Annotated in this window: 6 protein-coding genes; all 6 read right to left on the bottom strand. The window is 66.2% G+C overall.

The window, feature by feature from the left end; genetic code table 11:
* Positions 1–32 precede the first annotated feature (32 nt).
* Positions 33–533: an OmpA family protein gene (locus HU748_RS22720; RefSeq protein ID WP_288374933.1), complete on the bottom strand. Its 501-nt coding sequence runs from the start codon at positions 531–533 to the stop codon at positions 33–35.
* Between the two features lie 30 nt (positions 534–563).
* Positions 564–1,808 carry a diguanylate cyclase gene (locus HU748_RS22715; protein ID WP_186722023.1) on the bottom strand — a complete coding sequence of 415 codons (1,245 nt, stop codon included), beginning with the start codon at positions 1,806–1,808 and terminating at the stop codon, positions 564–566.
* Complete coding sequence (locus HU748_RS22710; RefSeq protein WP_186670374.1) at positions 1,805–2,374, bottom strand: YfiR family protein; 570 nt, start codon at positions 2,372–2,374, stop codon at positions 1,805–1,807. The genes HU748_RS22715 and HU748_RS22710 overlap by 4 nt, the downstream gene beginning before the upstream one ends.
* A gap of 82 nt (positions 2,375–2,456) precedes the next feature.
* Positions 2,457–4,532, bottom strand: coding sequence for an exodeoxyribonuclease V subunit alpha (recD, locus tag HU748_RS22705; RefSeq protein ID WP_186722020.1), 2,076 nt, complete (start codon positions 4,530–4,532; stop codon positions 2,457–2,459).
* Entirely contained in the window at positions 4,529–8,206 is a 3,678-nt protein-coding gene (gene recB / locus HU748_RS22700) for an exodeoxyribonuclease V subunit beta (protein ID WP_186722017.1), read from the bottom strand. The genes recD and recB overlap by 4 nt, the downstream gene beginning before the upstream one ends.
* Positions 8,203–11,685, bottom strand: a complete 3,483-nt coding sequence (recC, locus tag HU748_RS22695; RefSeq protein ID WP_186722015.1) for an exodeoxyribonuclease V subunit gamma — start codon at positions 11,683–11,685, stop codon at positions 8,203–8,205. The genes recB and recC overlap by 4 nt, the downstream gene beginning before the upstream one ends.
* Positions 11,686–11,878 lie beyond the last annotated feature (193 nt).

The raw sequence follows: 11,878 nt of genomic DNA, 5'->3' as shown, positions 1-11,878 counted from the left end.
CCACAGGGGGCCGGTGCCATTGCTCCCATTCCTCAGTTCGACGCCACCACGATCGACACCCGCCGATTCTCGGTGCGCCCGGCACTGGTGCGGTTGTCCGCCACCGGCTGGGTACTGCCCAAGCCGCGCGTCTGAATGTTGCGCGGCTGCATGCCGACGCTGATCAGCGCCTGGGCCACACTCTGGGCTCGGCGCTCGGAAAGCTGCTGGTTATAGGCCACCTTGCCCGAGGCATCGGCGTGGCCATCGACGCGCACATGCTGGATATCCACCGACAGCAACGCCTTGCCGATCCGCTCGACAATCGCCTGGCTCTGGCCGTTGAGCCCGTCCAGGTCGCTGCCGAACAGCACCTTGCCCGACAGGTCGAACGCCCAGCCCTCGTCGCTGGGGGTGAACCCTTCGCGCTTGAGCACGGCAATCTGTTCAGGGCTCAGCCCACTGGGTGGCACAGTCTGGCAGCCGGTCAAGGCCAACACTGCCAGCAGCAAGGCCAGCAAGGGAAAACGCAGTCGGGAAAAGGGGTGTTTCACGGTTCAGCTCCTGTTGTTCAAATCCGTGGCTCAGCGTTCCGTCTGGGCCACTTGCCAATGGCCGCGCCGATTGCGCTTGGCCTGGTACATCGCCGCATCGGCGGCATTGAGCAGACTGGCCGAATCCTGGCCATCGTCCGGGTAATAGGCGATGCCGACACTCAACGAGGTGCTGACGCGCTGGCCATCGTCCAGCAGGATCGGCAGCCTCATGCTGGCAACGATCTTCTCGGCGATGCGCTGGGCATCCTCGCGTGAATGCAGGGGGGTCAGCAGCACGGCGAACTCGTCACCGCCAAGGCGCGCCACCAGGTCGTGCTCGCGCAACTGCGCACGCACGCGGCTGGCGATATTGATCAGCACCTCGTCGCCAACGGCATGGCCGAGGCTGTCGTTGATCTTCTTGAAGTGGTCACTGTCGAGGAACAGCAGCGCCAGGCGGTCCTGCTGCCGGGCGGCGTTGCGCAGGCAACGGTTGAGGCGCCCTTCGAAGAAGGCGCGATTGGGCAGGCCGGTGAGGCTGTCATGGCTGGCCTGGTGCGCGAGGGTCTCGTTCTCGCTCTGCAAGTGGCTCTGCCAGACCTCCAGCTCGTCGAGCAGGGCGTTGAAGTCGTTGCCCAGCTCATTGAGCTCGGCAATCGGCGTCTCGGGCACGCGCCGGTCGAAGCTGCGCTCGCGTCGCGCCGCATGGGCCACGCTGGCCAGGCCCCGCAGGGGACGGACGATATCGCCGAACAGCCGGCGCGACAGGTGGATGGCGACTGCGGCGCTGAGCAAGCTGCAAAAGAGGATTCCCGCCAGGCCGCTGAGCAGGAAGCGCAGCAGGCTGCCGCCCTGGCCAAGCAGCTCGATGTGCCCGACCGTGCGCTGCTGACGGACGATCGGCAGGTGGATGGCCTCGCCCAGCAAGGCCTTGGCCACCTGGCGCTCCAGGGGTGCCAGCAAGCCTGTGTCATCGCGTTGCCAGTGCGCCAGCATCTCCCCCTGGCTGTCGAAGACCTTGGCGTCTGCCACCTCTTCAGTGGCGGCGATCACCGCCAGGGCTTCACTGGCCGCCCCGCTGTCGTCGAACACCACCGCCGCTTCCACGGTGTAGCTGATCGAGCGGGCGATCAGGTGCAGGTTGTGATGGGCATAGACGCGCAACGCTGCCACGCCGAGCACGGTCAGGGACACGCCCACGAGTCCGACGGCGATCAGCGCGACACCCAGGTGCCCGCGCCCCAGCACTGACCGCAAGGTCGGCCGCTTCCTGCGGCTGCCGGTGAGTTTCATGGTTGCGCCGCCCTGCGCCGCGACAATTGCAGCACGCTGGGGTGGATGCGCACGCCACTGCGCGCCACTGAGTCGAGGTTCACATCGAAGCTGACCTGTTCGTCATCGACGTGCAGGCAGAACAGGCTGCCGACGGTGCACGGGTCATCGGCCTCGCTGATGCTCAGGACCGGATGCCCGACCAGGGCCTGGAACAGGCGATCACGCTGGCCAGCGTCGAGCTTGCCGATGTACACCGCGTCGCAGGCGCCGGAAACGCGTGCATCGTCGGCCAGCAGGCGACGCACCTGCAGGGGCTGGCCGGCATTCTGCACAGTGCCCTTGATCAGGTCGTCGGCATATTCTGTGGGGCCGACCAGGCACAAGCGCAGCGGCGAAGGGTCAGCAGGCCAGCGGGCATAGCTGAAGATCCCCAGCACGACCTGGGTTACCGCCTTGGCGCGTTGCTGCACCTGGGTTGCAGTGGCAGGGAGGTCCGCCCGGGCAGGTACGGCGAACAGCGACAAGGCGGCAATCACTAGCGAAAGCACGCAGCCCGTCACTCGCCCCCTGGGCGAGACAACCACTGTCATGTGGGAAATCTCTCAAATTAAATTCAGATAACCCGCACGATAGCATAAGGCCGCAGTGCCAAGGTATTGACGAACATCACGCTTGATCGAGCATGAGGCCAGAAATCCGACGCACCTTGCGCTCGACAGCCGCCTCGAAGACCCCCGCCCGTGGTTCCACCAGGCTGAAGCACTGCTTGGCGCGGGTAATACCGGTGTACACCAGCTCCTTGGTCAGCACGGGATTGAGCGCATCAGGCAGCACCAGCGCGGTATGACTGAACTCCGAGCCCTGGGACTTGTGTACGGTCATGGCGAACACCGTCTCCACCTCATTGAGCCGACTGGGCAACACGAAGCGCACCCCGCCAGAGCCGTCGTTGCGCGGGAAGGCGACCCTCAGCAGTGGCTCGCCATGCTCGTCGGGCAGGCGCAGGGCGATGCCGATATCACCGTTCATCAGGCCGAGGCCGTAGTCATTGCGGGTGACCAGCACCGGTCGTCCCTCGTACCAGGGTTGACGGGTGTCGATCAACCCGGCGTTGTGCAACACACGCGCCACACGCTCGTTCAGCCCTTGCACCCCCCAGGGCCCTTTGCGCACCGCGCACAGCAGCTGGAAACCTTCGAAGCTGTTCAGCACCAGGGCAGCCCACTGCTCCCACGCGGGGTCATCGCCAGGCGTGCCTGGCGCCGGCCGATGACGACCGATACTGCGCAGATAGTGGCGATAGCCCTGCGGGCCGTCTTCACCACGCCCAAGGCCATCCAGCAGCAAGCGATCGAAGGCGCGGTCATGCTCGCCGCGCAGCGACAGCCCGAACACGTCCTCAGGCGGCATGCTCAGCAGATCCCGCGCCTGGCGGGCCTGCTGCAGGTTGACCAGGCGCGCCAACTGGCCGATGCCACTGCCTTCGCCGAAACGCCGGGAATAACGCAACATCACCACCTGCTGGGCCAGCGCGTGCTGACGCGCATCACCTGGCTGCAAACCGCTGCCCTGCAGCGACTGGCCACCCACCTGCTCGAGCCAGGCCTGAGTGGCGGGCGTGTAACGCCCCTCTTCGGCATACCGGCACAGGTCGCCGAGCACCGCACCGGCCTCCACCGAGGCCAACTGGTCCTTGTCGCCCAACAGCACCAGGCGTGCCTGCGCTGGCAAGGCGTCAAGCAGATTGGCCATCATTTCCAGGTCGATCATCGAGGCTTCATCGACCACCAGCACGTCCAGCGGCAGCGGGTTACCGGCGTGATGCCGAAAATGCCGCGAACCGGGGCGACTGCCCAGCAAGCGGTGTACGGTGCTCACTTCGGTCGGAATCTGGGCACGCACATCGGCACGGACACGCAAACGCTCGACCTGCTGGCCAATGGATTCGGTCAGGCGCGCAGCGGCCTTGCCGGTGGGTGCGGCCAGGCGGATGCGCAAGGGCCTGCCCTGCTCCACCGCCGGCCCCTGCAGCAAGGCCAGCAAGCGTACGACCGTGGTGGTCTTGCCGGTGCCAGGGCCACCGGTGATGATGCTGAACGCGGCACGCGTTGCCAGCGCACAGGCGAGCTTCTGCCAGTCGACCTGGTCTGCCGGGGCGCCATCCTCGAACAACTGTGCCAGGCGCGCGGGCAGGTCGGCGGGAATCGACTCATCTGCTAGGATGCGTTGCTGCAGCGACCGGTCGATACGCCGCTCATAGCTCCAGTACCGGCGCAGGTACAGACGCTGGCCGCTGAGTACCAGCGGCCGCGCGTCCTGGCCCTGGGCATCGCCCGAGGCCACCAGCCGACTGGCCGCGATGCGCTGACGCCAGGTGCTCGGTTCGAGCGTGGCGAGCAACTGCGACGGCAACAGCAACGGCCCCGCCAGCGCATCGCCCTCTGGCGGCAGCGACAAGGCGAAATCGGGCTCGGCTAGAGTCTGCTCAAGGTCGAGACAGACATGCCCATGCCCCAACTGGTGACTGGCCAGCGCCGCCGCCAGCAACAGCAGGGGATCGCTGCCGGCCTCGCGCTCCTCGAGGAAGCTGACGAATGCCCGGTCCAGCGCACGCAACCAGCCGCGCTCGACCCAACGGTCGAGCAGGGCCAGCAGGTCATGGCTGTCGTTCAACGGCGCAAGGGCCGCCAGGTGCTCGGCCTGCAGCGGTGTCGGCAGCAGGTCATCGAGGGTTCGGCTCATGGTGCGGCTCCGGCAAACAGGTCCTGCTGTTCGGGCGCACAGGCGCCGCGAAACAACGCATCGAGCTGCTCGATCAGCTCACGGGGCGGTCGGGCGAAATACAGGCCATGGCCGACGCTGCCAATACCGCGCAGGAAGATGAACAAGGCACCGCCCACATGGCGGTCGTAGTCGTAGTCGGGCAGCCGCGCGCGCAACTGGCGATGCAGGGCCAGCAGGTAGAGCACGTACTGCAGGTCGTAGCGATGGTCGAGGATCGCCTGCTCCATGGCCAGTGCACTGTAAGCGCTGCCGTCGGGGCCGAGCCAGTTGGACTTGTAGTCGGCCACGTAGTAACGCCCGTCCAGCTCGAACGCCAGGTCGATGAAGCCCTTGAACATGCCATTGAGTTGGGTCGCCAGCGCTGCCGGTCGCGCGGCGCCACCGTGGGTGTGGCGGACAACGAGCTGATCGAGGCGCAGCACGTCGACCTGATGGCTGGCGAACCAGAACTCCATCTCGATCTGATATTGCTGGAGCTGCGCCAGGGTCAGGACCGGGCCGTCCGGCGACAGCGGCATGGCCTGCGTCAGCAACTGCTGCAGCCAGGGCGCCAGGGTCGGGATCCAGCCGGTCCAGTCGCGACGGTTGCAGCGTTGGCCGACCGTTCGTTCGATCAACGCGGGCTGGCCGGCCACTTCGGCAAAACCTTCACGCCCAGCCCACTCGAGCAGGCCGTGAAGGAAGGTGCCGGGGTTCGGTCCGCGAGGGAAACGGTGGATATCGCCGTTTTCCGCAGGGACTTCACGCAGGCGCTGTGCATCGACGTTCTCGTCGTCGAGCAATTGCTGGGCCTGGGAGCTGTCGGCACCGAGGTTCTGGTCGCCGACCCGCAAGGCGCTGTAGGAGGCGATCCACCACTGCTCCGCCGCTGCGCGGCGCGGCTTGCGTGCAGGCAGGCGTTCGGCGCTGTCCTGCGGGGCGAGATAGCACTGTTCATCGGCGTCGGGCACAGGCACGCAGGCAATGGGCGCCCCCTCGGCACACAGCGCCTGCAGCCAGTCGGCCAACTGCACGGAAGCCGCCAGCGGGACGCCCCCGCCCAGCAGGTAACCCAGGCCCGAGCGGTGCAGTTGCGAGGTTTTCTGGCTGCCGCGTTTGAGGTCGGCAACCCCCAGCCAGCAGGCATGCTGGGCGCGGGTCAGGGCGACGTAGAGCAGGCGCAGGTCTTCGGCCAGACGCTCATCGTCCGCCAAGGCGATCTGCTCGTCGGTGGGCGTGAGCGTCAGCAGCACCTGGCCATCATCGCCGTGCCAGGCCAATGGCAGGCGCTGGCCATCCACCGGTTTGCTGGTGCAGATGAACGGCAGATAGACCAGCGGGTACTCCAGGCCCTTGGATTTGTGGATGGTCACGACCTTGACCAGTTGCTCATCGCTCTCCAGGCGCAGGATCTGCTCTTCACCGGCCTGCCCGGCATTGGCCAGGTGCTCGGCCAGGTGACGGATCAAGGCCTGTTCGCCATCCAGTTCGCCGGCCGCCTGTTGCAGCAGTTCGGCCAGGTGCAGCAGATTGGTCAGCACACGTTCGCCATCGGTACGGGCAATCAACGTGCGTGGCAACTGGAAGTCGTGCAACAAGCGGCGCAGCATGGGCAGCACGCCCTGGCGCTGCCAGGTGTCGCGGTACAGACGGAAACGCATTACCCAGTCTTCCCAGACCCGCTCGTCCTGGTTCAGTCGCTCCAGTTCGAGCAACGGCAGGTCCAGCGTCAGGCTGGCCAGGGCGGCCTTGAGCAGGCGCTCGGCGTCAGGCTCGGCGCAGGCTTTGAGCCAGGCCAGCAGATCGTGCGCTTCCTGGGCGGCAAAGACCGAGTCCTTGTCCGACAGATAGACACTGCGTACCCCACGGGCAGCCAGCTCGGCACGGACCAGCTGCGCCTCGCGGCCATCGCGCACCAGGATGGCAATGTCCGAAGGCAGGCAGCCGCGCACCTCGCCCTGAGCGTTGGCAAACCCCGTTACACCTCGTTGACCATCGTTGAGCATGGCAACGATATGGCTGGCGCAGCTGGCGGCCAGTTGCTGACGATACAGCGTGTTGGCAACCGGCTCGTCACTGTGCAACTGCCAGCAATGCAGCGCCGCGCAGGGCTGGCCGTCGATCAGCAGGCGCTCGCTACGGCCCTTGGCATGAACTTCGACGAACGGCAGCGGGTTGTCGTGGGCCTCACGGAACAGGAACGCCCCCTTGCCTTCGGGGCGTTGCTCGGCCAGCAGGAACACGCGGTTGACCGCCTCGACCATGGCCTGGCTGGAGCGGTAGTTGGTGTCCAGGCTGTGCAGGCGCCCAGCCGTGGCACGGCGGGCACCGAGGTAGGTGAAGATGTCGGCGCCGCGGAAGGCGTAGATCGCCTGCTTGGGGTCGCCGATCATGAACAGGCCGGTTTCCGGGCGGTTTTCGGCGATCCGGTAGATGCGCTCGAAGATGCCGTACTGCACCGGGTCGGTGTCCTGGAACTCGTCGATCAAGGCCACCGGGAACTGCTCGCGGATCAGCCCGGCCAGACGCTCGCCGGCCTCGCTGCGCAGCGCGTGTTCGAGGCGCAACAGCATATCGTCGAAGCCCATTTCGGCGCGTCGGCGCTTCTCCACTTCGAAACGCGCCGCGACCCACGCGGCAGCATGTTCCAGCACCGCCGAATCGGGGCCGGGCAGCGCCTGCAACGCATCGTGCAGTGTCTCCATGGCGTGCAATGCCGGGTGGTCCGGTGGCTCGCCCACTTTCCAGGCCTCGGCCATGCCTGAGGGTGTCAGGCGGGTGAAGCCGGTGCCCAGGTCGAGTTCCATGACTTGCTCGTCACCTGCCCAGGCGCGCAGCTTGTCGAACCAAGGCTCGAAGAAGCGTGCCTGCAACTTGCGACCATCGGCCTGCTTGGCGGCCACTGCCGCACGGCAGATTTCGTGCAGTTCGTCGGCCCACTGGGCCCAGGGGGCCTTGAGCTCGCGCAGTTGCGCGTGGCGCCGCTGCAGGGCGGATTCGATCAACGCCTGTGGATTGGCACCGTCGTCTTCCCTGCTGACACGGCCGAACAGCGGGCGGATCCGCGGCAGCAACGCGTCCGGGCTCACCCAGTGGCTGCGCACCCAGGCCAGCGCTTCGCCCTGCATGCCGTAGCAGTAGCGCCGCCAGTAATCGCGCATGACCTGGCCGAGCAATTCGCTGTGATCGGTCTCCAGGCTCTGGGTGAACAGGCTGCCGCTGTCGAAGGCATGCTCGCGCAGCATGCGCTGGCACCAGCCGTGAATGGTCGAGACCGCCGCCTCGTCCATCCACTGCACTGCAACCTCAAGGCGACTGGCGCAACGGGCCCAGTGCTCCTGTGGATAATCGTCGCGCAGCAGGTGCAGCAAGGGGTCGGCGTCGTCCAGCTCGCCCCGGAAGAAACGTGCAGCCTCGGCCAGACGCGCGCGAATCCGCTCGCGCAGTTCCTTGGTCGCAGCATCGGTGAAAGTCACCACGAGAATCTGCGGCGGCAGCAGTTCGCGGGCAAAGCCTTGCTCGCCGCCATGGCCGAGGATCAGGCGCAGGTAGAGCGCCGAGATGGTAAAGGTCTTGCCGGTGCCGGCACTGGCTTCGATCAGCTGGCTGCCGTGCAGGGGAAAGCTCAGGGCCAGGGGACGGGCCTGGGTCATGCGGCGGTCTCCGGATTGCCTTGGGTCTGCCAGGGGGCGGCAAACAGGGGGCGGTAGAGGGATTCGCACCAGCCTTCGAAGGTTTCGTCAGCCGTGAGCGCAGCGAAGTCGCGGAACTGACGCAGCAGTGCAAGGCTCTCGCTGCGTTCGCCGAAGCTGTTCTGGCCGTCGCCTTCATAGGCGCGCTCGGCGGCAGCCTGGGCTTTGTCCGGGTCTGGCTGGGCCAGCCAGGCGAAGGCGGTCTTGGGCGCCACTGGCAGGGGTGCATTCATCGCCCCCTGGCGCGCCACCAGCAGATCGGCAAGCAGGTCACCCGCTTGCGCCTCGGGCATCGGCGCGAGCAGCAGGGTGCGGTCGCTGGCGACCAAAGCGGTGTGCAGTGGATAACCGGCAGCGCAGGCCGCCAGGTGTATGACCCACGCGGGGATCAGCCGATGCCATTTGAGGCTGTTGCGCCCGGCCCCCAGGCTGTTGGGCACGGTGGTGATGCTCAGGAGGCTTTGTTCATCATCCTGGTAGACGCGCCCCAGCCAACCTTCCAGGCGATGCGGGCCGCGCTCGAAGTGAAGCGGCAGCGCGCCTTCTACCACGGTATGCCAGCGCTCCAGCAGTTGGCGATGACGCTGCAGCAGGTCTGGCAAGGGCTGGATCAGTTCCGCCTGCAGCGACTCGCCGAAGCCCGCCAATGGCAGCAGCCCGCATGCCTGCAGGCGGCGGGCCTGGGTACGCAATGCCTGCTCGGCGTCGTCGGGTGCGGCCAATGCAGCACCCAGCAGGCGCTCGCTGAGGCTGTAGCGTTGCAGGGCATCGAGCACGAAAGGTTCCTCATCCGGCGTTGGCGCTTCCAGCGCTTCGAAAAACACCTTGAGGCGTTGGCTGAAGAAATGCCGGACCGGATGGCGGAGGAAATCCTGCAGTTGCGTCAGGTTCAGCGGCTCATCGCTGTCATAGGGCGGTAGCGCCTGGTCGAGCTCCGAGGGTGGCTCGGCGGGCTGGTGCAGGACCTGCCACTCGTGGGCGTAGCTGAACAGCGCGCTGCCTTTCTGGAAGTAGCGCTGGCTGAAGGGTTGCAGGGGATGCTCCTGGGTCAGGGCATGCAGCAACTGCTGGCCCGGGTCGTCACGTTGGCCTTGCTGGGCTCCGGCCAGCTGCCAACCGGCGGCTAGATGGTCACGCAACTGGCCGACCAGCACCGAGGCGGGGCGTTCGCTGTTGTCGCGGATACTGCGCCCGACCCAGCTCACATAGAGTTGGTCACGGGCAGACAGCAGCGCCTCGAGCAGCAGGTAGCGGTCATCTTCGCGGCGCGAACGATCGCCAGGACGGTAATCGCTGGCCATCAGGTCGAAGTCCAGCGGCGGCTGGGCGCGGGGGTAATCACCGTCGTTCATGCCCAGCAGGCAGACCACGCGGAACGGGATCGCGCGCATGGGCATCAAGGTGCAGAAGTTCACGGAGCCCGCCAGGAAACGCTGGGACAGCTTGCCCTGATCCAGCCCCGACAGCCAAGCCTCGCGCACGACCGTGAGCGGCAATGGATCGTGCAGGCCGACGGTCTCGCAGGTTTCCAGCCAGGTGTCACGCAGGTCCTGCAATTGCACCAGCAGCAGCTCGTCGTGCTCCTCCTCGGCGAGGAAGAACACCTGCAGCAGCGCATGCAGGCGCGCGCCCCACACTACGGGGCTGGCCGGCTCGGCGAGGGTCTGGAACGCCACGTCCAGAGCATCGAGCAGGGCCACCAGCGGGCCGATAAGGGCCGCGTCCAGGCCACCGATCTCGTCATAGGGCTCAATGCCGTCACAGGCCTCACCGACACCTACGGCGTAGCCCAGCAGCATCCGACGCAGGCCGAACCGCCAACTGTTCTGCTCCAGGCCTTCGGGCAAACCGAGGCGGGCACGTTGTTCACCGCTCAGGCCCCAGCGGATGCCGGCGCCCTCGATCCAGCGGTGCAGGGTCGGCAGGTCGCTCTCCTTGATCCCGAAGCGGGCGCGCACGGCGGGGACGTCGAGCAGGTCGAGGATCTCGCTCACGGCGAAACGGCTGTCGGGGAGCTTGAGCAGATGCTCCAGGGCGATCAGCAATGGATCGCGGCCGCGCTGGCCCTGGTCGGTGAGGGTGAAGGGGATGTAGCGCGGATCATGGCGGTCGAGTTGGCCGAAGACAGCGCGGATATGCGGGGCGTAGTCATCGATGGCCGGGAGCATGACGATGACATCGCGCGGACGCAGGGTCGGATCCCTGCTGAAGCGCGCAAGCAACTGGTCGTGAAGGATTTCAACTTCGCGCTGCGGGCTGTGGGCGATGTGGAAACGGACCGAACGGTCGCGGGTGGCATCGATGGCAGGCCAGGCCTCGCGGGTTTCGGCCAGGGGGCGCAGCTCGAGGATGTCGTCCTGCAACTGGTTGAGCAGGGTGGTGGGCTGGGCGTCGCTGAACAGGTCGATGCGACCGTCGCTGAAGACACCACGGTAACTGCTGGGATCATCGTAGCTATCGAGCAGGTTGATGTAGTCACGGCCTTGCTTCCCCCAGGCGGCCAGCAGCGGATGAGCGTGCTGGTGCATCGACTCGTCGTCCAGTTGCAGCGGCATGCCGTGCTTGCGCTGTTGGCGCTTGTACTGGTGCCGGAGCAGGTCTTTGTCCGCGACGATATCCCCCCAGTGATGGCGGCAAGGGTTGTGTACGCACAGCAATACCTGGCTGAAGCGGGCCAGCCCGGCCAGGGCTTCAAGGGCCTGGGCGGGCAGCGACGAGATGCCAAAGACGATGACCCGCGACGGCAGGCCGGCGGGGGCTTGCTCAAGGGTATCCATGCGCGCGATGAAACGCTGATGGACGCCGGCACGGCTCTGCGCCATACCTTCTGCACCGACATCGTCGAGCAATGCACGCCATAGCTCGGCCTGCCAGCGGTTGCCATCCGCCAGGGGCTTGCGCTCGCCCCGGGCGGTGTTGAGCACGTGCTCGCCAGCGGCCCAATCCTTGAGCCAGTCGGCGCGATAGACCTGGTATTGGTCGAACAGGTCGGCCAGGCGTTCGGCGAGCTGGTAGCGCTTGCGCAGGTCGGTGTCGTCGGTGAGGAAGCGCTTGAGTGGCTCGAAGTGCGGTCGCTCGATCAGCGCGGGCAGCAGGCGTACCAGGCGCCAGGTCAGCGGTGCCTTGTCGAGCAGCGACACCTCGGGAATCTCGTCGCGACCCAGCACAAGGCGATAGAGCTGCCACATGAAAGTGCCGGGCAACTGAACGTCGATGGCCGCAGCGATACCACAGCCGCCTTGATCATCGGCCTGTGGGTCTTCGGCCAGTGCGAGCTTGAGCCATTGGGCGATACCGTTGCTCTGCACCAGGGCGATTTCGTTCTCCAGGGGCGCCAGGGGATAGTTGCGCATCACGCTCACGACCAGGTTGCGCAAATCATCGAGGCGGTTGCCCTGGACGATCATGAAACCTGGATGCAGTGACGTGGTGTTAGCCATTGGGTGCTCTCTGGAAGACGGGGTGCGCAGACGGAACCATACCCTGTAGAGGCAGGCTTGTCCTGTGGCGTGCGCGGTGTCGACGTGCAGGAGCGCTCTGGTCCGGCCTGGCTTCAGAACGCCAGAAAGACAAAACCCCTACCTGCTCACGCAGATAGGGGTTTTGCGAAATGAATCTTGACGATGACCTACT

The sequence above is a fragment of the Pseudomonas sp. RW3S2 genome (genome assembly GCF_014268955.1).
GTDB lineage: Bacteria > Pseudomonadota > Gammaproteobacteria > Pseudomonadales > Pseudomonadaceae > Aquipseudomonas > Aquipseudomonas wayambapalatensis.
Note: the sequence above shows the minus strand (reverse complement) of the source record. Positions and strands in the feature narration are given on the sequence as shown.

What these genes read in the sequence shown, in the direction of transcription:
- HU748_RS22715 (WP_186722023.1), bottom strand. Translation starts at nt 1,808, where the DNA reads ATGAAACTCACCGGCAGCCGCAGGAAGCGGCCGACCTTGCGGTCAGTG.
- recD (WP_186722020.1), bottom strand. Translation starts at nt 4,532, where the DNA reads ATGAGCCGAACCCTCGATGACCTGCTGCCGACACCGCTGCAGGCCGAG.
- recB (WP_186722017.1), bottom strand. Translation starts at nt 8,206, where the DNA reads ATGACCCAGGCCCGTCCCCTGGCCCTGAGCTTTCCCCTGCACGGCAGC.
- recC (WP_186722015.1), bottom strand. Translation starts at nt 11,685, where the DNA reads ATGGCTAACACCACGTCACTGCATCCAGGTTTCATGATCGTCCAGGGC.